This window comes from Haloleucobacter albus, from assembly GCF_052492075.1.
Genome location: NZ_JBQWAS010000012.1, coordinates 15,645 through 36,445, shown reverse-complemented (window position 1 = coordinate 36,445; position 20,801 = coordinate 15,645). Strand labels below are relative to the sequence as shown.

The 20,801-nt window shown below is 60.3% G+C and carries 15 protein-coding genes, 1 tRNA gene and 1 riboswitch; of the genes, 11 read left to right on the top strand and 5 right to left on the bottom strand.

The window, feature by feature from the left end; translation table 11 throughout:
- Positions 1–5: 5 nt before the first annotated feature.
- The 3 genes from ACT6QH_RS01200 to ACT6QH_RS01190 are packed head-to-tail and all read left to right on the top strand — an operon-like array spanning position 6 to position 2,452.
- On the top strand, positions 6–809 hold the full coding sequence (locus ACT6QH_RS01200) for an ABC transporter ATP-binding protein (RefSeq protein WP_444972988.1): 804 nt from the start codon (positions 6–8) through the stop codon (positions 807–809).
- 57 nt (positions 810–866) lie between these two features.
- The gene (locus ACT6QH_RS01195; RefSeq protein WP_444972987.1) at positions 867–1,790 is read left to right on the top strand and encodes an MlaD family protein; all 924 of its coding nucleotides are present in this window, start codon (positions 867–869) and stop codon (positions 1,788–1,790) included.
- Between the two features lie 8 nt (positions 1,791–1,798).
- The gene (locus tag ACT6QH_RS01190) at positions 1,799–2,452 is read left to right on the top strand and encodes an ABC-type transport auxiliary lipoprotein family protein (protein WP_444972986.1); all 654 of its coding nucleotides are present in this window, start codon (positions 1,799–1,801) and stop codon (positions 2,450–2,452) included.
- 411 nt (positions 2,453–2,863) lie between these two features.
- Here ACT6QH_RS01190 and ACT6QH_RS01185 read toward each other — a convergent pair whose 3' ends face one another.
- On the bottom strand, positions 2,864–6,979 hold the full coding sequence (locus tag ACT6QH_RS01185; RefSeq protein ID WP_444972985.1) for an apolipoprotein A-IV repeat region-like domain-containing protein: 4,116 nt from the start codon (positions 6,977–6,979) through the stop codon (positions 2,864–2,866).
- Positions 6,980–7,262: 283 nt separating this feature from the next.
- Here ACT6QH_RS01185 and ACT6QH_RS01180 point away from each other — a divergent pair, with 283 nt between their 5' ends.
- The 3 genes from ACT6QH_RS01180 (at position 7,263) to ACT6QH_RS01170 (ending at position 9,874) form a co-directional block, all read left to right on the top strand.
- A complete protein-coding gene (locus tag ACT6QH_RS01180) occupies positions 7,263–7,583 on the top strand; it encodes a 2Fe-2S iron-sulfur cluster-binding protein (RefSeq protein ID WP_444972984.1) in 321 nt (106 codons plus the stop codon).
- A gap of 127 nt (positions 7,584–7,710) precedes the next feature.
- Positions 7,711–8,571 (top strand): glutamate racemase, encoded by an 861-nt coding sequence (gene murI, locus ACT6QH_RS01175; RefSeq protein WP_444972983.1) that lies wholly within the window; start codon positions 7,711–7,713, stop codon positions 8,569–8,571.
- Between the two features lie 22 nt (positions 8,572–8,593).
- Positions 8,594–9,874: a lytic murein transglycosylase gene (locus ACT6QH_RS01170; RefSeq protein ID WP_444972982.1), complete on the top strand. Its 1,281-nt coding sequence runs from the start codon at positions 8,594–8,596 to the stop codon at positions 9,872–9,874.
- A 222-nt stretch (positions 9,875–10,096) separates the two neighbouring features.
- Here the strand turns inward: ACT6QH_RS01170 and recA are convergent, their stop codons facing one another.
- Positions 10,097–11,182: a recombinase RecA gene (gene recA, locus ACT6QH_RS01165; RefSeq protein ID WP_444972981.1), complete on the bottom strand. Its 1,086-nt coding sequence runs from the start codon at positions 11,180–11,182 to the stop codon at positions 10,097–10,099.
- Between the two features lie 212 nt (positions 11,183–11,394).
- Between recA and ACT6QH_RS01160 the strand changes: the two genes are divergently transcribed.
- Positions 11,395–13,404, top strand: a complete 2,010-nt coding sequence (locus ACT6QH_RS01160) for an FUSC family protein (RefSeq protein WP_444972980.1) — start codon at positions 11,395–11,397, stop codon at positions 13,402–13,404.
- Positions 13,401–14,324 carry an SGNH/GDSL hydrolase family protein gene (locus tag ACT6QH_RS01155; RefSeq protein WP_444972979.1) on the top strand — a complete coding sequence of 308 codons (924 nt, stop codon included), beginning with the start codon at positions 13,401–13,403 and terminating at the stop codon, positions 14,322–14,324. The genes ACT6QH_RS01160 and ACT6QH_RS01155 overlap by 4 nt, the downstream gene beginning before the upstream one ends.
- A gap of 92 nt (positions 14,325–14,416) precedes the next feature.
- Here ACT6QH_RS01155 and ACT6QH_RS01150 read toward each other — a convergent pair.
- Positions 14,417–14,493: transfer RNA gene (locus ACT6QH_RS01150), tRNA-His, on the bottom strand.
- Between the two features lie 486 nt (positions 14,494–14,979).
- Between ACT6QH_RS01150 and ACT6QH_RS01145 the strand changes: the two genes are divergently transcribed.
- On the top strand, positions 14,980–15,342 hold the full coding sequence (locus ACT6QH_RS01145) for a hypothetical protein (RefSeq protein WP_444972978.1): 363 nt from the start codon (positions 14,980–14,982) through the stop codon (positions 15,340–15,342).
- 165 nt (positions 15,343–15,507) lie between these two features.
- Here the strand turns inward: ACT6QH_RS01145 and thiC are convergent, their stop codons facing one another.
- A complete protein-coding gene (gene thiC / locus ACT6QH_RS01140; protein WP_444972977.1) occupies positions 15,508–17,376 on the bottom strand; it encodes a phosphomethylpyrimidine synthase ThiC in 1,869 nt (622 codons plus the stop codon).
- A gap of 101 nt (positions 17,377–17,477) precedes the next feature.
- Positions 17,478–17,610, bottom strand: a riboswitch (TPP riboswitch).
- 177 nt (positions 17,611–17,787) lie between these two features.
- Here thiC and ACT6QH_RS01135 point away from each other — a divergent pair.
- Positions 17,788–18,582, top strand: a complete 795-nt coding sequence (locus ACT6QH_RS01135; protein ID WP_444972976.1) for a thymidylate synthase — start codon at positions 17,788–17,790, stop codon at positions 18,580–18,582.
- 109 nt (positions 18,583–18,691) lie between these two features.
- Positions 18,692–19,798: a tellurite resistance TerB family protein gene (locus tag ACT6QH_RS01130; protein ID WP_444972975.1), complete on the top strand. Its 1,107-nt coding sequence runs from the start codon at positions 18,692–18,694 to the stop codon at positions 19,796–19,798.
- A 77-nt stretch (positions 19,799–19,875) separates the two neighbouring features.
- Here ACT6QH_RS01130 and miaA read toward each other — a convergent pair whose 3' ends face one another.
- A complete protein-coding gene (gene miaA / locus ACT6QH_RS01125) occupies positions 19,876–20,799 on the bottom strand; it encodes a tRNA (adenosine(37)-N6)-dimethylallyltransferase MiaA (protein ID WP_444972974.1) in 924 nt (307 codons plus the stop codon).
- Positions 20,800–20,801 lie beyond the last annotated feature (2 nt).

The window sequence follows — 20,801 nt, the reverse complement described above, 5'->3', positions numbered from 1 at the left end:
CCGCCATGGATGCCCAGCAGCCCGCCCTCACTACACCGCAGCACCATGACCCGATCATTCAGGTGCGCGATATCGTTGTCGGCTTTGGCGAGAAAATCATCCTCAACCATTTGGATCTCGATATTTATCGTGGTGAGATTCTGGGGTTTGTCGGGGCGTCTGGCGGCGGCAAATCCGTGCTCACGCGCACTATTCTCGGGCTAGTGCCCAAACGCTCGGGCGTGGTGGAGGTGTTTGGCCAGAATCTGGATGGACTCAGCGAGCGGCAGCGCTCTGCCGTTGAACGGCGCTGGGGTGTGCTGTTCCAGCAAGGGGCGCTCTTCTCCTCGCTGACAGTGAAGCAGAACATTCAGTTCCCCTTGCGGGAAAATCTGGGCCTTTCCCCGCGCCTGATGGACGATATCGCCTTCGCCAAGATCGAAATGGTGGGGCTGAAACCGGATGTGGCGGAAAAGCTGCCCTCCGAACTTTCCGGCGGTATGATCAAGCGCGCGGCACTGGCGCGCTCACTCGCGCTGGACCCTGAAATTCTGTTTCTGGATGAGCCGACCTCGGGGCTGGACCCGATCGGGGCCGGGGAGTTCGATGAACTGATCCGCACCCTGCAACAGACTTTGGGCCTTACCGTTTTCATGGTAACCCACGATCTGGACAGCCTTCACACTGTTTGCGACCGTATCGCGGCGCTGGGGAGTGGGAAGGTGATTGCGCAGGGAACAATCGAAACCATGATGGCGTCCCAGCACCCGTGGCTGCGGGCCTATTTCCACGGTGCGCGTGCCCGCGCCGTGCAGGCGGGCCTGAGATAACGCGGGATGCGTTTCAGGCATGGGCCATGGCAGGACAGGGACGATTGAGAGAGCGGCATGGAAACACGAGCCAACTACACCATCATCGGAGCCTTCACGCTGGCCGTTATCGCGGCGGCTTTTGGCTTTGTGTATTGGTTCGCCGGGCCTGAAGATACCAGCGGTCGCAAGATCTATGAGATTGTCTTCAATGGTTCGGTTGCTGGCCTGCGGGAAGGCAATGCTGTGCTGTTCAATGGCATTCCTGTCGGGCAGGTCACGCAGCTTGGTCTGGTGGCGGGGCAGCCGGGGCAGGTGAAGGTTCTGGTGGGCATTAATGGTAATGTGCCGGTTCTGGCCGATGCGCGAGCCGGTCTACAGACCCAGGGCATCACGGGTATTGTGGCCATTTCCATTTCTGGGGGTAAACCGGATGCGGGCCCCTTGCCCGTGGGGCCTGATGGCTATCCGCGCATTCCGGCAGATGGGGTTCTGGGTTTTGCAGGGCTGTTGAATTCAGCACAGGGCGCAGCACAGCGGATTGATGCCTTGCTTCAGGCCATTAAGCCGGAAGATGTTGAATCCATTCTGAAAAATGTAGATACCTTCTCCAAGGCCGTGGCTGATCGCTCCAATGATGTGGCAAGCGTGATTGAGGACTCTAAGGCCCTGATCGCCCGCCTCAACACTGTCGCCAATAATGTTGATGCCATGGTGGTGAACCTGAAGAATGCCACCGAGGATAAGAATGGCGTTCTTGTTCAGGCCACAGAGGCAGCCGCTTCCGTGCGCCAGCTCGCTGATAATCTGGATACCCGCACGGCGGAGCTGAGCAACCAGATCAACCGTTTTGCCGGTCCCACCCTGCGTCAGTATGAGGCGCTGGCGTCTGATGGTCGGCGTACATTGGGTGAGATCGACCGGGTGCTGAGAAGCATCCAGCGCAACCCGCAACAATTCATCACGGGGGGCGGCTCCTCCGTTCCGACATTCAGGCGATGAGCAGCTTTATGACTGATCCGCGCGGGGCTGAGCGCCCGTCTTTTTTGCTCACATTCTGCCGGACGCTTCAGCAGCATCAGCAGAGTGTTGTCCGCATGGCTGTGGGGGCCGGGCTGGTATTGAGTGTTGCGGCCTGTGGTTCCATGCCGGTGCCGACCTACAATCTCTCTGCGCCCGGTGATTTTTCAGCCGGGGGGCGGGGGCGAGGTCAACTGGTGGTGGCCATGCCATCTGCCTTGGCTGTGCTGAATACAGACAAGATTGTGGTGGAGCCCGGTGGCGGGCAGGTGGCTTATCTGGGAAATGCCCAGTGGGTGGATCAGCTCCCGCCGTTGTTGCAGGCCCGCATCATCCAGTCCTTCGAGAATGGCAGCAATCTGCGCCGGGTCGCACGGCCGGGCGATGGTGTGACTGCTGATTATCAGCTGCTGACGGATATTCGCGCTTTCGGGTTGCATATGACAGAAGAAGGCCCGCGTGCGGTGGTGGAGGTCTCGGCCAAGGTAGTGAATAACCGCTCCGGGGCTATTACTGCGGCGAAGGTCTTCAAGGCCTCGGTGCCTGCCGCCTCCACATCTGGCGAGGCAGTGACCCAGGCGCTGGATACGGCTTCTGATGAGGTGCTGGTGTCTCTGGTGAGCTGGGCTGCCCGGTATTTCTAAGGCCATATTCGTGTGAGGGCTGGCGGTTGGAAAACCGGGGCTCTCGTCTTTTCGGGCATCTGGTATTTTGTATTCAGCATCAATCGTATATCTGTATACCGTTATATAATTATACGATATTCGCTCTTTGGGGCAGTTAAGTGATTGAATGTATGGGCTGGGGCAGTGAGGGGAAACCCGCTGTTTCCGGCCCTTTTCAATTGCAGACACCGACTTGTTGCTGTGGTCGTGATCCGGCCCCCTCCCGAAAAATGCGGCTGGGGTTCTCTCTGCCCGGTCAGTGAGCTGAACAAATGCCGATGGCATCTTCTCACTTCTGTTTCACACGTCATTTGCCTGTGAGAATGCTTCATCACAAAAAAGGGCCGGTGAGATGATCTCACCGGCCCTTTCTGTTGGAGCGACGACTGTTTACTGGAAGCGTCCAGCGGCCTGGGCCAGCATGGTGTAAACGTGGCCCTTATCGCTGTTCAGTTGAGCCTTGGTGGCGACAAAACCCTTGTCGTTTGCGCTCACCTTGTCCAGCACCTCATCAAAGGTGCTCAGGGCGTGTTCCACTGCGGTGCGGAAGCTCTGCTCCTCCCGGTAGCGCCGGCGCAGGGCATCATAGGTCTTGCGGCCCTGCGGGGTGTAGATGCGACCGATGAATGCCTTGCGATCCCCGCGCAGATAACGGTCCCACGCTTCTGAAAGTGCACGGGCATCCACAAGCTGGCCAATCTCGGCGGAGAGGCTGGCCAGGCTGCTTTCCGGCGTCTCTGCCTTGGGCGCAGCCTTTACCACAGGGGTGGCCGTGGTCGCGGCTTCAGCCGGAGCCAGATCCCCGAGAAGTTCGGAAAGCAGGCTTTCATTTACATCCGCCGCCTTTTCCACCGGGGCAGGGCGTGCTTTCGCACGGGTCTCGCCAATGAGATGAAGGCTGTTTTCTCGCGCCAGAGAGCGGGTGGCGCTCCGTGCGCCGGCTTCCACCACATCGAGAGCCTGTCCCTGCCGGGCAACGATCTCGTTGAGTTCAGCCAGAGCCTTGATCTGCTCGGCCACGGCGCGGCGCATGGTGGCCGCGCTGGCTTCGGTCTCGGACGGCAGTTCGAGAATGCCGCGCTTCATCTCCTCGCGGGCGAGTTCGATGGAATGTTGCACATCCTGCGCAGTCTGCTTCAGTTCGCGGGCGGCATCAGCAAAGCGCGAGCCCGTGTCGCCAAACAGCTTCTGCATGTCCTGCAAGGCGGCTTCATAGGTCTGACGCAGGGCGGCAGCTGTACGCTCTCGCTCAGCATTGGCGGCATCGCGCACCAGTTCAAACTGGCCCTCGATCACGCGGGCCGAACCCGTAGAGGCTTCCGAGACAGCGCCGGCAATCTGGCGCACACGGTCCTGCGTGCCCTTGAAGCTGGCGTCCATCATGGCGTGGAACTGCTGGAGGCGGCTTTCCAGATCCTCCACACGCTGCACCAGCGTGCCGGAGATCTCCTCCATGGCGGCGCGACGGGCGGTGAGGGTGGATTCCACACGATCATGCGTGGCCCCAAGAGCCTGGGTGGCGTCGCCCAACAGGCGGCCCTGCTGCTCCAGCCGCTCCGTCAGGCCACCCACATCCGTGAGCGCTCCACTGGAGAGCGACTTGAGGGTTTCGATCTGTGCATCGAAGCGCTGGGCCGAGTCTTCCACCGAATGGCCAATCTCGTGCACAGTCTTGTTGAAGCCTTCCACCTGGCGGGCAAAGTTGCCGGAGAAGTCGCCAAGATTGCCCACGGCCGAGGCCATGGCTTCCTGGAAGGTGGAGTTGGCTTCACCCAGCCGCTCGATAATGGCCTGAACATCACCCTTGAGCGAGCTGTTGGTGGCGGTAATCTCGTTCACGGCACGCTGGCTGGTGCGCTCCAGTGCCACGAGGAAAGCGCCATTCTTGTCGTCGATCAGATGGGCGATCTCGTTCAGCCGGTCGCCGAGAGACTCGGACACCTTGGCCGCATGGCTGCTGAGCGAGGTGGTGACATTCTCCGAAAGCGAGGTGAGCGCGCGCTCCACTTCGGCGGCTTCGGTCTTGAGGTGGCCGGAAACCGTATCCACCCGGTTGGCCAGCGTATCGGCCATGACGGCGGAGCGGTTCTCGAAGGTATCGGCCATGGTTTCCAGCCGGCCAAACACCTGCTGCTCAATATGAGCCACGCGCCCGTCCAGCATGGAGGCGACATCCTGCACGCGATTGTCGAGCGTGCGGCTGGCCTTCTCGACATGCTCAGCCATGGTTTCGCCCATGGTCTTGCTGGAAGTGGCGAACAGGGTGTTCAGCGTCTCCACCGATTTGTCGAGCGCATCATTGGTGCCGCGCGTACCCTCGGCGATGGAGCGGGCGAAGTCCAGCGTGCGGGCCGCGAAGGTCTCGCTGAAGCTCTGCGTGCGCTGGTCCATCGTCTGCTCAATGCGGGCGAGACGCTGATCCATGGTGCTGGCCACGGCGGAGGTGGTGGAGTTCAGGCGCTCATCCAGCGATTCCACCGAGAGGCGGAGATTGTCGTTGACGGTGTTCACCCGCAGATTGATCTGGTCCACCAGTTCAGGCGCATGCACCCGCACCGTGGTGTCGAAGGCCTTCACACCATCCTGAACTGTCCGGGCCAGGCTTGCGCTTTCCTGATGCAGCCGATCGGCCAGCTCAGAGCCTTGAATGGTGATGGTTTCCTCGATGGCGGTGAGGCGGGCGGTGAGCATCTCGCGGATGGCCTCGCCCTTGTTGCCGATCGACACGCCCAGCATGTCCGCCGTTTCGCGGAAGCTGTCCGTCACCTTGGAGCCACGCGCACCAATGGACTTGGTGATATCGCTACCCACGGTTGAAAGGCGCTCTGTCATCTCCTCGCCGGCCTGGGTCAGGGCTGCGGTGATGGCGTCGCCCTTCTCCACAAGGGCGGAGGTGACCTGCGTGCCGGAGCGATCCAGAGAGGTGGAGATGCGCTCGCCCGTTTCGGCAAGGCGCTCAGGCAGGCTTTCACCGCGCACCACAACGGCATCATAGATGCGATCACTGGCGATCTGGATCTGCTCGGCGAGCACGACGCCGCGGGTGCCGAGTGTCTCGACGGCCTTCTGGCTGCCTTCCTCAACACGCTGCACCAGCTCATCACCACGGCTGGCGAAGCCCGCCACGATGGTCTCGCTTGCTGCCCGCAGATTGTCGCCGGATTCGCTGATACGGGCGGCAATCTCGTGATGCAACTCGGTGGTATTCTGGGCCAGCGTCTCACCGATCTGCGCCTTGAGCAGGTCGATATTGACGTTCACATCCACACCCCAGCGGTCGATCATCGCCGTCACGTCGGTTGTGGTGGTGAGGAGGTTCGTGGCCAGATCATCCGTGCGCGATTTCAGCGTTTCCACCAGAAGGTCGCCGGAACTGGACAGGTCGTCGCGGATTTCCGAGCCGGTGATCTGGAGGCGGTCGATCAGTTCCGCACCCTTGGCGGTGAGGCTGTCGATCATGGAATCGCCCACTTGCGCGAGGGCGGAGGTGATGTTCTCGCCCTTCTGGCTGAGAATCTCCGTCACCTGCTCACTGGCTTCCATCATGGTGTCATGGATGCGGCCGGAGATCAGCTTCACCTCTTCGGAGAGGATGGCCTCGGTGCCGGCAATGCCATCGCGCAGGCGCTCGGTCTCAAGCTGTATGGCGTGGCGCTCGGCCTGCAACTCATCCACCAGCGAGCGGATGCGGATTTCATTGTCCTCATAGGCGCGTTCGAGAATGGAAACCTCGGCGCGCACCATGGCCTCAAGCTCGGTGGCGCGGGCGGTGGCGCGGTCCACGCCATCGGCCATGGCAGAGACTTCACGGCGCACGGCCTGGCCCACGGTGACAACGGATTCCGTCGCAATGGTTTCCGGCTGGGCGAGGCGCAGGGCCACATCCGTCATGGAACGGGCGATAACCTCAAGCTGCTGCGAGCGGCGCACCATGGCGGCCATGCCGAGAAAGGCGAGCGGCGGCAGGAGAATAGAGGCGAACACGCCGAGTAGCGCCGGGGAATCCAGCAGTGATTGCACGCCGTTGGAGCTTTCCACCAGCCCGCGATGATAGGCGAAGGCCATGGCGATACCAACGCCAACCCACAGCAGGCCGCCAAAAATGGCCCACCAGTAAGGGGCCATGCTGGGGCGACGACGCAGCTGGCTGACAAGCTGACCGAAGGTCTGGCGGTCATCATTGGCAGCGCGGCGTTCCGTCCCTTCCGGGCGGGTGCGGGGTGCGGGTTCACGGCGACGGTCTTCGCCTTCCGGGCTGGGCGTACGGCGGCGAATGGGGGCTACGGCAGGCGCAATGGCATCACCCGCATCTGGCATATCCTGTAGGGTGGGGCGCTCCGTCAGCAGGCTGGGATCCTCCAGCTCGGGGAGGGCGGGGCTGTCCTGCAATTCGCCCTCCGCATTCTGCGCGGCCTCGGAGGTTTCCGATTTTGCGCCGTCCAGTTCCAGCGTAAGAGCTTCCTGGATCGCCGAGAGAGCGGCCTCCGTGGGATCCTGGATCTTCATCGGATTGTTCATCTTGCCGTCGCCTCTGCCTTCAGCGCCGTGCGGAGACCTAACCGCAACGATGCCAATACTCACACCCCAGGCTTGCGCACGGGCGCAACTCCCACGGGAAATGGTTTATCATCCCTTACTGTAAGGCCGTAGCCTTCAGGATTGAACCGAGCATGTGGAGAGAATGAATATATCGTTAACGCGTATGGTGCGGAGCCTCTGGCAACCGGCGGGAGCAACGGATATGAGAGGTTTGCTTTGTTCAAATTCCAGATGACGGCACGATAGGCTCATGGTTGCGATCACTTTCATCGAATTCAACGGAACCCGCCATGATGTGGAGGTCGCTGAAGGCGCCACAGCCATGGAAGCTGCTGTGCGCAATGGCGTGCCGGGTATTACGGCTGAGTGTGGCGGCGCGTGCGCGTGCGCAACATGCCATGTGTATGTGGGTGAAGGCTGGCAGGATAAGGTTGGCGAGCCTTCGGAAATGGAAGAGGGCATGCTGGATTTCGCGACTGATGTGCGGCCCAGTTCACGCCTTTCCTGCCAGATCAGGATGACGGAAGCCCTGAACGGTCTGGTGTTGCATACGCCTGAATTTCAGGGCTGAGGGTTCGGCGCGGGCGCGGTTTTCGGGCGCAATGGTTTGCTTTACGGGTCCTTAACGGCAATTGGCCACAATCCTGCCAGTGCCATCGAGGATAAACCTCGCTGAAGCGTGTTGCTGCGAGAGAACCATGTCTGTGTCGCCCGTCTCTCTTCCGACGCCCACCATACTGGTGTTCGATTCCGGGGTGGGCGGCCTTTCCGTGTTTCGCGAAATCGCGAAAGCACAGCCGCAGGCGCATTTCATTTATGCTGCGGATGATGCGGCTTTTCCTTATGGGGCCCTGTCTGACGAAGCGTTGATTGATCGGGTGGGGCAAGTGATGGATGGGCTGATTGCCCAGTATCAGCCCTCTCTGGTCGTCATCGCCTGCAATACGGCCTCTACACTGGCACTGCCGGGTCTGCGCGCGCGCCACGCCATTCCTTTCGTGGGCACGGTTCCCGCAGTGAAACCGGCCTGTGCGGCTTCACTTTCCCGGCGCATCAGTATTTTGGCGACGCCGGCGACCGTACGGCGTGATTACACATCCTGCCTGATCCGCGAATTTGCCAATGCCTGCATGGTGGATCTGGTTCCCAGTTCGCGTTTGGCCGGCCTTGTGGAAGAGGTGCTGGCAGGGCGTGAGGTGGCGGATGCCGATATTTTCACCGAAATCGCCCCCTGTTTCGTGGATGAAGATGGCCGGCGTACCGATGCCGTGGTGCTGGCCTGCACGCATTATCCCCTGCTGGTTGAGCGGATGCGGGCGCTTGCGCCATGGCCGGTTGCGTGGGTGGACCCCGCACCGGCCATTGCTCGTCGCGTAACCTCCTTGCTGGCCAGCGGGCAGGTTTGCACTTCATTACACCCCGATATGGCTGGCGGCTTGCCGCCTGTTCGGCTGGTGTCAACGGCACGCGCCCTGGATGCGGCGCGGGTTTCTGCCCTGATTGGCCGGCCTGTCTCGACCCCTGAAATTCTGGCGTGGCCGCTTGCGGCGGCCTGCTGACATGAAAATGGAGGAGCCTTTCATGACCCCATCCATGCCCCCGCATTCTGAGTTGCCGATGAGCCGCAGGGCTTTTTCTCTCGGTTTGTTAGGTGCTGCTCTGACGGGCGTCTCCGGCCTTGGTGTGCCGGATACGGCTTTGGCCCAGCAGGCCAAACAGTCCTTTCCTGTCTGGGTGGAACACTTCCGGGCCAAAGCGCGCAAGCGTGGCATCAGCGATGCTACCTATAATGCCGTTTTTTCCGGGCTTCAGCCGGACAAGAGCGTGTATGCCCATGACAGGGCTCAGCCGGAATTTACAGAGCAGACGTGGCAATATCTCAACCGTCGTGTCTCGGACTGGCGGATCGAGACCGGGCGCGAGCGGGCGGCGCAATATGCCGGCCTGTTGAACCGGATCGAGAACCGTTATGGCGTCGATCGCCGCGTGATGCTGGGCTACTGGGGCATGGAGAGTGTGTATGGTGATGTGCTCAAGAGCACGGACCATATGAAACCCATTTTCCCTTCTCTGGCGGCGCTGGCCTGGGGCGATGCGCGTCGGCGTAAATATTGGGAACAGGAGCTGCTCAATGCACTGGTGATTGTGCAGCGCGGCTGGGCGCGCCCCGAGCAGATGACGGGATCATGGGCTGGGGCTATGGGCCACACGCAGTGGATGCCTGAAGTGTGGCTGAACATGGGGGTGGATTTTGATGGCGACGGCCGCATCTTCCCCTATGGTCGCCCGGATGATGCCTTGGCCGGGACAGCAAACTATCTGGTGAAGCGGGGTAAATATCGCCGGGGTGAACCTTGGGGCTATGAGGTGAAGCTGCCTTCCGGTTTTGATCGTCGCCTTGCAGAAAGTTCAAAGAAGCGCAGCCTCAACGAATGGTCGCGCATGGGGGTCACCACCATTGATGGCCAGTCTTTCCGAGGGCTGAGCGATCCCGCGCGGCTGTGGTTGCCGGGAGGATGGGGTGGTCCGGCTCTGGTTCTGATGCATAATTTCTATGCCGTGCGCCGCTATAATCCATCATCCAATTATGCGTTGGCTGTGGTGCATTTGGGAGATCGGGTCATGGGGCAAGGGCCGTTCGTGACGCCTTGGCCCGGTGGCGAGCGCGCCCTGAGCATTGCCGAGCTTCAGGAACTGCAAACACGCCTGACTTTTGCCGGTTATGACACAAAGGGTACGGATGGCCGGGTGGGCCCGGCGACGATGCGGGCTGTGAAAGCCTTCCAGCAGCGCAGTGGAATCAAGCCTGCGGACGGTTATGCCAGTCTTGAGGTGCTGGGCACTCTGCGCAGTATGCCGTGATACTGGCAGTTGATCTTCGAGGGGTTTGCAAAAGGGGCGGCATGGCCCCATGCAATGATGAGCTCGGGCCGGCTTGGGATATATTGGAGTTTGGATGGGCCAAGGAAGAATGGCCCTGCCGGCACGGTGACAGATACATGAATAAGCCCGCATCAAAGTGCGGGCTTTTTCTTAGTTCCGGCAAGACTGGCCAGGGAGGCTCCGCTTCTGGCCTGCCTGTGTTCAGTCGTCCGAAGGGGGAGTGCCGTCGGCGTCAGATTCTGGCTCGCCTTCCAGAATCTTTTCGGCGATAAGGCCGGCGTTCTGACGAATGGCGGCTTCAATCCGCTCGGCGATTTCGGGGTTTTTCCGCAGGAAGTTCTTGGAATTCTCCCGGCCCTGCCCAAGGCGCTGGCTGTCATAGGAGAACCATGCGCCGGATTTCTCCACGATTCCGGCCTTCACGCCCAGATCCAGCAATTCGCCCATCTTGGAAACGCCTTCGCCATACATGATGTCGAATTCGACCTGCTTGAAAGGGGGGGCGAGCTTGTTCTTCACCACCTTTACGCGGGTCTGGTTCCCCACCACCTCATCGCGCTCCTTGATGGCGCCGGTGCGGCGGATATCAAGGCGCACGGAAGCGTAGAATTTCAGCGCATTGCCACCTGTGGTGACTTCTGGAGAGCCATAAACAACACCGATCTTCATGCGGATCTGATTGATGAAGATGACCATGGTGTTGGATTTGGAAATGGAGCCGGTGAGCTTGCGCAGGGCCTGGCTCATCAGGCGGGCCTGCATGCCGGGCTGATTGTCACCCATTTCGCCTTCAAGCTCGGCGCGCGGGGTCAGGGCGGCTACAGAATCCACCACCAGAACATCCACCGCACCGGAGCGCACCAGCGTATCGGCAATTTCCAGCGCCTGTTCGCCTGCATCCGGCTGGGAGATCAGCAGCTCATCCAGATTGACGCCGAGCTTGCGGGCATAGACCGGATCCAGCGCATGTTCGGCATCAATGAAGGCGCAGATTCCGCCCCGCTTCTGAGATTCTGCCACCGTGTGCAGGGCCAGCGTGGTTTTACCTGAAGATTCAGGGCCGTAAATTTCGACGATACGCCCTTTGGGCAGCCCGCCAATGCCAAGCGCAATATCCAGCCCGAGTGAGCCGGTCGGGACGCTTTCAATCTCCAGCGCCTTGCCTTTTCCGAGCTTCATGATCGAACCTTTGCCGAAATGGCGTTCGATCTGGGAGAGCGCGGCATCCAGAGCCTTGGTTTTATCCATAGAAGAACCTTCGACGAGTCGGAGTGTTGCCTGTGTCATCGCCGCGCTCCGGTATTGGCGCAAGGGAAAATGAACGTGAAATGTATGTACATGATATGTTCCTCGTTCGCAATATGTTCCTGTTTTGAGTGTGCGCAATCTCAACAGTGGTGGGAGAAAGCGGATATTGGCATTGTTACGGATGCAGGGGCGCATGAAAAAAAGCGGAGTTCAGGCTAGAAGAAAATCAGAGAATCCAAATGAGGCTTCATATGGCTGAGGAAAAGCCCGTCTGGTTCCGTTTGAACGGGCCTGTGTTGCTTTTTGGCCTGAAGTTTACCCTGGCGTCGCTTCTGGCGCTGGGCATTTCCTTCTGGTCTTCCATGCCGGATCCGAAATGGTCTGTCATCACAGTTGCTGTGCTGGCGAATGCCAATACGGATCAGGTCGCGGCCAAGAGCCTCGCGCGGGTGGCCGGTACGATTGTGGGGGCCCTTGTGGGGCTGGCGTTGGTGGCTCTGTTTGCCGAGCATCGGGTGCTCTTCATGTTGAGCCTGTGCCTGTGGCTGGGGCTGTGCCAGTGGATGCTGATGTGGTTCAGGGATCTGGAAGCCTATATTTTCGCGCTATCTGGCTACACTGGCGCGATTGTGGGGCTGTCTGGCGTATTGAGCCCGGATATGGCTGCGGATATTGCCGTGAGCCGTGCAACGGAAGTGTGCATTGGCATTCTGGCCACCTGGGCGGCTTCTGCTATTCTGTTTCCGCGTTTTGGCAATCTGGATTTGCCGGAAAAGCTGAAAGAGTCAGCGCGCCTTCTGAATATGTGCCTGAAGCCGGGCGTGGAAGGGGCTGCCGCGCGGGTGCAGCTGGCAGATCTGTTCGCTGAGTTGCACCGTTACGGCCGGCGGATTTCCCTGGGTGTGCCGGGGGCGCAACACCGGGTCAATGCCATTCGCAGCATGAACCGGGCCATCATGAGCAATCTGTTCATCTCGCGCGCCTTGTCGCATTCCGAGGCGCAGAAACCGGAACTGATGGCGCTGGTTGCGGCTTTGCCACAGGCGCTTTCCAGCCCGCAGGCTGCGGAAGAGGCGCAGAAGCAATGGGGAGATGCCGCCGGGGCGCTTCAGGTGCAGATCCGTGAAGCGAAAACGGAGGCTCTGGAGGATGAGAAGCCAGTTTCCTGGCAGGCTTTCGCAGGTAATTGCGTTCAGATTTTGCAGGGTTACAGAGCTTTGCATGATCCGAAGATCGAGCCGGTTCCGGTCGCCGGGCCTTTCCATATTGCCGGGGCGGATAGCCTGGTTGCGACCATTGTTTCGTTACAGCTTGTCTCCAGCGTGTTGATTATCACGGTTTTCTGGTGGCTTACAGCTTGGGATGCAGCCTCTATCGGCATCACTATTGCCAGCGTCTATACCTTGCTGCTGACCACGACGCAGGGTTATCGCACCATCATATGGGGAATATTACTGGGGCTTGTCCCAGCATTGGTGGTGAGTTTTCAGATAGTGCCGCTGTTTTCGGATTTTCCTTTCTTCGCTCTGGCGATTTCACCTTTCCTTCTGGTGTCATACATGCTGATCGGCATGGATGGCCCCTACAAGCTTGCAGGGGTGAATATCATTCTGATGTTTCTGGTGGCGCTCGATCCGGAAAATGTCATGACATATGATATGGCGGGAGCGCTGGAGGATCTTCTGGCGCTGACGCTGAGTTTTGCTGTGTGTGGTGTTGTGGGGCTGCTTGTCTTGCCTGTGGCGCCATGGCTTTTGCGTTTGCGTCTGTTGCGGGCGGCCGCGCGCACATTGCGGCGTAGCGCCAATGCCGATATGGCGCTGAGCCAGCGTTCCCAGATGCGCCTCACCTTTCTTGCCAGCACCATTGCGCCCCAGCTCAAGGCGCAGAAGGCCAACCCTTATTACGAAACCGAAATCGGGTTTGCGACCGGGCTGGCGGCAACGGCTTTCGCATTCCTTGAGGGGGATCTGGACCCGCAAGTGCCCTGGGCCGGTGAGGTGCGTGCGTTACAGGCCGGCATGGCCCGTTTGCACCTCTATAATTGGCGGGCGGGTTTGGCAGAGTTGGTTGTCATTGCAGAGCAGGGCCATGCCCTTGCCCGCGATGCGATTGGAAAGGACGAAAAAGGAGATGCTCTTTACGCTGCCTCAGCCTTCAAGACCTTGCTGGGGGCTTTGCGCATTCTTTCCACATTACGCATTTATGGGCCGGAGATTGCCAATCTTGTGCCAGAGGCTGTGAGCCTGAAAGCGGGATGAGGCTGTTCGTCAGCTTGCCAGTTTGGGGCAGGGCTGGCATCTCCTGTCTCATGTGCGTGGCGATGGATCTTGGCTGGAAACTGGCGCATGGCGTCTTGCGTGTCATCATGCACGCGGTGGTGCCATTGGTATGTGTGCTCACCGCTCTGGCTGTGCCGCCTGCATGGGCTGAAGCGGTTTGTCCCATCTCGGCCCGCCCACAGCCTGTGCCAAAGCTGGAGGCTGCGCGAAAGGCGCTTGCTGAGGGGCGGCGGGTCACCATTCTGGCCATTGGTTCTTCCAGCACAGCCGGGGTTGGGGCATCCAGGCAGGGCAGTTTTCCTGCACAACTGGCCATGCATCTGTCGCAGGCTCTGGGCCCTCAGGCTGTTACGGTGATGAATGCCGGTGTTTCGGGTGAACGCGGGCCGGCGACCCTGAGGCGCCTGGAGGCTTTCCTGTCCCAGCCGCACAAGCCGGATCTTTTGATCTGGCAGGTGGGCACCAATGATTATGTCTTTGGCGGACGGGCCGACAGGCTTTCGGATATTGTAATGGCCGGGTTGAAAATTGCGGATGCAGCGGGTGTTCCGGTCATTTTGATGAATCAGCAATATTATCCGCTGATCCTCAATGTGCCACGTTATGAAACCTTCGTGGCTGCGGTGAATGATGCGGCGCAGATGCAGGGTGTTTCGCTTCTGCCGCGCTATTCCATGATGAAAGCATGGTCTCGGCGCGACCCGACCGGCTTTGGGCAATTGCTCTCATGGGATCGCTTCCACATGAATGAGGCTGGCTATGCTTGTCTGGCGCAGTTGCTGTCCGCAACCATTCTGGAAGCCTTGCAGGGGAGTGGGACGAGCAAGAAGCCGGCGGGGCTCGCTATAAAACCCTCCGTATCAAGGGATTCATCATCGGCCTATCACGGCTTGTATTGAGTTGCTCTCGTGCTGGTGGCGGGGAGCCTCTTCGCGCGCGCAAAACGCACTTCACAACGAGAATATCTGAAATTCTGGAAATCACTTCTGAATGGTACAGGTGGGTGGGCTCGAACCACCGACCTCCGGTTCCACAGACCGGCGCTCTAACCAACTGAGCTACACCTGCACGCCTCGGGCTGTTGCCCTTGAAGTGAGCGCGAAAATTAGTCGGCCTTTTCCCGGATTGCAAGCACAGATCCGATCGCTCTCCACAGGCTTTGTGGTAAAGCGCGTTTATTTTTTTGTGGCGGAGCTGCGTCTTTGGTTTAACGCAACAATATCAAATGCTTGCGCGAAGTTCTGGGAGCATTGAAAAAAACGTGCGTACGTCCTGAAAACCAAAATCTGCGACATGTGAGGCATATGGTGCCTCTTTTTTCAAAAGACCTTCTGCCGATTCCGCACAAGATTCGTCTTTGAGGCATCCGGGCGCTTGATGGGAAAACGCTTCTTCAAGCACCTCTTCTCATTATGATATGTTATATCACTTTCTGCAAAATCCCGCATCGGGAAGGGGCGAGCCAGCGCTTCAATGGGGGCTGGTTCGGGGCCGGAGACTGAAACGTCGCCGGCACGTCTGTCCGAGGAGGCAGGTCAAACAGGAGGAGCTGGAATGGGTGACTGCAAGAAGCCGCAACATGCCAACCATGACCATACGCACGGGCCCGGTTGCGGCCATGTAGCGGTGCGCCATGGCGACCATGTGGATTATCTTCATGATGGTCATCTGCATCATCCCCACGGGGATCATGTGGATGAACATGTGATCGAGGTGAGCGAAACCAATCCGGATCGCTGCACCCCCGGCAATGTGGAAGGGCATGAGGCTGACCATACCCACGGGCCGGGTTGCGGCCATGAAGCCGTGCCGCATGGCGACCATGTGGATTATCTGGTGGAGGGTCGCCTGCATCATCCCCATGGCGATCACTGCGATGACCATGGCCCGCTTGATGTCGTGAAACCTGAGGTTTGAGCCTTGGACATTGCGCCTTGCATCAGCAGGTACGGATGAAGTGGGGTCGGTCCGGTGGGGCCGGCCCTTTTCCATGTGAAAATGGCCGCTCCGGCAGGAACGGCCATTCTCTGTGCTTATCTTTTCCGGGTCAGCCCTGCATTGAGGAGGGGGTCCGGTGGGCCATCACTCCGCCGCAGGCGGCTGGGTGACATCCGGCGCGGGCTGATAGATTTCGCTGCCGCTATCGCGGAACTTGCGCGCCATCTCAGCCATGCCTTCGGCAGCCGTATTATCGGCTTCCGCACGGGCAATATCACCCGCCTCGACCTTCAGCTCCTGCGAGATCTTCATGGAGCAGAATTTCGGCCCACACATGGAGCAGAAATGCGCCACCTTGGCGCCTTCGGCCGGAAGCGTCTCATCATGGAAACGCTCTGCGGTTTCCGGATCCAAAGAGATAGCGAACTGGTCGCGCCAGCGGAAGGTGAATCGGGCGCGGGAGAGCGCATCATCGCGGATGCGCGCCGCCGGGTGCCCCTTGGCCAGATCTGCCGCATGGGCAGCGATCTTGTAGGAGATCACGCCTGTCTTCACATCATCGCGGTCTGGCAGGCCCAGATGTTCCTTCGGGGTCACATAGCAGAGCATTGCCGTGCCAAACCAGCCAATCATCGCTGCGCCAATGGCGGAGGAGATGTGGTCATAGCCGGGGGAAATATCGGTGATGAGCGGGCCAAGCGTATAGAAGGGCGCTTCGTGGCAAACCTTGAGCTGCTTTTCCACATTCTCGCGGATGAGGTGCATCGGCACATGGCCGGGGCCCTCGATCATCACCTGGCAATCATGTTTCCAGGCGATTTCTGTCAGCTCGCCCAGCGTTTCCAGCTCGGCGAACTGGGCGGCGTCATTGGCATCGGCGATGGAGCCGGGGCGCAGGCCGTCGCCCAGCGAGAAGGAGATGTCATAGGCCGCGAGAATCTCGCACAGTTCCTCGAAATTCTCGTAGAGGAAGCTCTCCTTGTGGTGGGCGAGGCACCACTTGGCCATGATGGAGCCGCCGCGCGAGACGATGCCGGTTACCCGGTCCGCTGTCAGCGGCACGAAGGGCAGGCGCACGCCGGCATGGACAGTCATATAGTCCACGCCCTGTTCGGCCTGTTCGATCACCGTATCGCGGAAGACATCCCAGGTCAGGTCCTCGGCGATGCCGCCGACCTTCTCCAGCGCCTGATAGAGCGGCACAGTGCCGATCGGAACCGGCGAATTGCGGATAATCCATTCGCGGATGGTGTGAATGTTTTTGCCGGTGGACAGATCCATCACCGTATCGGCACCCCAGCGGGTGGCCCATACCAGCTTGTCCACTTCCTCGGCCACACCGGAGGTGACGGCGGAGTTGCCGATATTGGCGTTGATCTTCACCAGGAAGTTCCGGCCAATCGCCATCGGCTCGATTTCAGGATGGTTGATATTGGCGGGGATGATGGCGCGGCCGCGAGCCACTTCCTCACGCACGAATTCCGGGGTGATCTCGGTGGGGATCTGCGCGCCGAGCCCCATGGCCTTGTGGCGCGGGTGCGGGCCGCCATTGGCGAAGGCGAGATTCTCGCGCGCGGCCACATATTCCATTTCCGGCGTGATAATGCCGGCGCGGGCATAGGCCATCTGGGTGGGGCGCTTGCCGGGCTTGGCGCGCAGCGGCTTGCGGCCGGTGCGGTCAAACTGCGGCATGGCGGATTCCTGCCCGGCCTTCAGCCCGTTATCCTCCGGGCGAATGGCGCGCCCTTCAATATCTTCCACATCGCCACGGGCGAGAATCCATTCCGCGCGCAGGGCTGGCAGGCCCTTGGTCAGGTCGATGACGGCTTCCGGGTCAGTATAGGGGCCGGAGGTGTCATAGACACGCAACGGCTTTTCTGCCGGATCAGAAATGGCGATCTCGCGCATGGCGACGCGCACATCCGGCCGCCCCGCCTCAAGATAGATCTTGCGGGACTGGGGCAGGGGCCCGGTGGTGACTTTCAGGGATGAAGTGGAAGCTTCATCAAGCATGCGGTTCTCCATCAAGCTGGCGCGGGCGAGGGGTGCACGCGCGGGCGAAGTGAGAGCCGGGGTTCAAGCTGCAGGAGGCGGATGCGGATGCGCCTGTGGCATTGCCGCACGGGTTCCGATCCCTTCGCCGGTATGACCCGGATCAGGTTCGAAGGGTCAACGCGGTGCCGGAACCTTGCCGGTTCAGGCGATGCGAAATCTCAGCCCCATCACGGGGCCCCCCTTGGAACAGGAGGACTGTGGGCCACACAGGCAGCGAAAGTCAACGCTTCTCATGAAGCTGTGTCCGTGCGCCTTGTATCACAGGCCGGAAAAACCGGGCCGTGTGAAAAGCAGGCTTGGAAAATTTCTTCGGGAGGGGAATAAGAAGGGCAACACAGCCGCTGACATTCCAAAGCGAAGGCCCATTGCATGCAGCAATATCTTGATCTCATGCGCCGCATTTTCTCGGAAGGGGTTCGCAAGGACGACCGTACCGGAACGGGCACTCTTTCCGTATTTGGACATCAGATGCGGTTTGATCTGGAAAAGGGCTTTCCGCTTGTCACCACCAAGCGCCTGCATTTGCGGTCTATCGTGCATGAACTGCTGTGGTTCCTCGCTGGCGACACCAATGTGCGTTATTTGCAGGAACATGGCGTCAGCATCTGGGATGAGTGGGCGGATGCGGAAGGCGATCTGGGACCGGTCTATGGCCATCAGTGGCGCTCTTGGCCCTCGCCGGATGGCAGTGTGATCGACCAGATCTCTGATCTGGTGGAGCAGATCCGCACCAATCCCGACAGCCGCCGTCTGATCGTGACGGCCTGGAACCCCGGCGATGTGCCGAAAATGGCGTTGCCGCCCTGTCACTGCCTGTTCCAGTTCGCGGTGCTGGATGGAAAGCTCTCCTGCCAGCTTTACCAGCGTTCCGCCGATGTGTTTCTGGGGGTGCCTTTCAACATCGCCTCCTATGCCTTGCTCACCCATATGGTGGCGCAGGTGACAGGGCTGAGGGTGGGGGATTTCATCCACACCATGGGGGACGCCCATCTGTATGTGAACCATCTCGATCAGGCCCATGAGCAGCTGGAGCGCATGCCCCGCCATTTGCCCAGGCTACAACTGAACCCGCAGGTGAAGGATTTGTTCGCCTTCCGTTATGAGGATGTGAAGGTGGAGGATTATGATCCGTGGCCTGTTATCCGCGCGCCGGTTGCGGTGTAGGGTGTGGTTTCTGCACGCAAATGGTGCGGGCGCTTTCAGGCAACCGTGTTCTTGCCTTGAAAATGTGACAGGGTGAAACATCAACGCTCAGATGTCGGGGGAGATTTCGATGGCGGACGCAGGTAGCCTTCTAGGTCAGTTGCTTGGGGCGGCTCTTTCGAATGGCAGTGTCCGCAGGGGCGGGCAATCTGGCAATTCAGGCGGTTTGCAAGGGGCTCTGGGTGAAGTGCTAGGCCAGGTGCTCAGTGGTGGTGGGGTGAAAGGCTCCTCTACTGCGCAGCAGGGTGGTGCCGGCGGCATGCTGGGAGATATTCTCGGCCAGGTGCTGGGCGGTGGTGCGCCGCAGGGCGGTGCTCGGCCGCAGGGCAATGCGTCGGGTCTGCCGGGTGGGCTGGGTGACATACTCGGCCAGGTGCTTGGTGGGGGCAGCTCCTCTCAGGGCGGTGCGGCTTCCGGTGGTTTGCCGGGCGGCCTTGGCGATCTGCTGGGACAGGTCCTTGGGGGCGGCGCTGCACAGCAGGGCAGCACCTCCGCCTCGCGGGGCGGCAGCGGTGGCGGTCTTTCCGATATGGTGACGGATGCGCTGGGAAGCGGCGGCAGTGTGCCGGCCTCCGTGCCGTCTTCTTCCGGTTCCGCGCCCGTTCCTGCCCCGATGCCGCAGCAGGCTCCCTCCGGCAACACTTCCGGTGGCAAGGCCGCTGGCGGCAATGATCTGGTGAAATATGGCGGCCTTGCGGTGATCGGCATGCTGGCCTTCAATGCCTTCCGCAAATGGCAGGCCCAGCAGGGGGGGGGGGCTTCCCGCCTCATGGGTGATGTCGAGCCTTCCGACACCACCTTCGCACCTGAAAAAATGCCCGGTGGTCCTGAGGCATTCTCCGCTGTGCTGCTGAGCGCCATGACAGCCGCGGCGCAGGCGGATGGCGAGATTGATGCCGATGAGCTGAAGCACATCACTCAGGGGCTGGCCAAGGTGGGGGCCAGTACGGATGATCGTGAGGCGCTGATGCGTTATCTCACGACGCCCGTTAATCCGCAGACGCTGATTGACGCCGCCACAACGCCTCAGGCCGCTATGGAAATCTACGCCGTGTCCGCCATGTCCATTCGGGTGGATAGCGTGGCGGAACAACAATATCTGGCGGGTCTCGCTCAGGCGCTGAATATTGATGCGGGCCTCAAGGCCCAGATCGATCGCGATCTCAACGCGGCCTGATCTTCCCTGGTGACGCACAATAATATGTCCGGTCGTCCGCACGGCCGGGCATATTATCTTCAGGAAAAGGCGGAGCCTTAATCCTGCTGCCTGTCGATTGCACTCAGCAGATAGGGCAGGGCTTCTTCCGGCGCGCGGCGCGGCCATTCGGCCATCTGGTGACGGAAGAAAGTATTCTGGCGCTTGGAATAACGCCGCGTATCACCTTGCCCTTCCGCGATAGCGTCTTCCAGCGTGATCTCTCCAGCCAGATGACGTGTGAGGGCGGGGGCTCCATGGGCTTTCAGCACAGTTCTGCCCGTCGGCAGATTGCGGGCGGCCAGCGCGCGCACCTCTTCCAGCGCACCCGCCTCCAGCATATCGAGAAAGCGCGTATCAATGCGTTCGCACAGTAAGGTGCGGTCTACCTCCAGCACGAGGGGGACAATTTTTTCCGGTTGCAGGAAGGGGGGCTGAGTCTCGGCCTGCCATGCGCTCAGCGGGCGACCGGTAGCGGCCTTCACTTCCAGCGCGCGTAAAATCCGCTGTCGATCATTCGGGGCGATGCGGGCCGCACTTTGCGGATCGGCCTGTTGCAGGCGGTGGTGCAGGGTCTGGTTTGTTTCCTGCTCGGCGTCCGCGCGCAGAGCGGAGCGGATCTGTTCGGGCACCGGAGGGATTTCGGCAAGGCCCTGTGTCAGCGCGCGGAAATAAAGGCCGGTGCCACCAACCAGAATGGGCAATTGCCCGGTTCGCCAGCATTCCTGCATGGCTGCCTGAGCCTCTTCCGCCCAGCGCCCGACGGAATATTCCGCATCCGCATCCACATGGCCATAGAGGCGATGGGGCGCGCGGGCGAGGTCTGCGTCATTTGGACGCGCCGTCAATATGGCGAGATCGCCATAGACTTGCATGGAATCTGCATTAAGCACGACTCCGCCCCTGCGTTCGGCAAGCGCAAGGGCAAGCGCCGATTTACCGCTGGCGGTAGGGCCCGCGATAAGCACCGCCGATCTTTTCATGT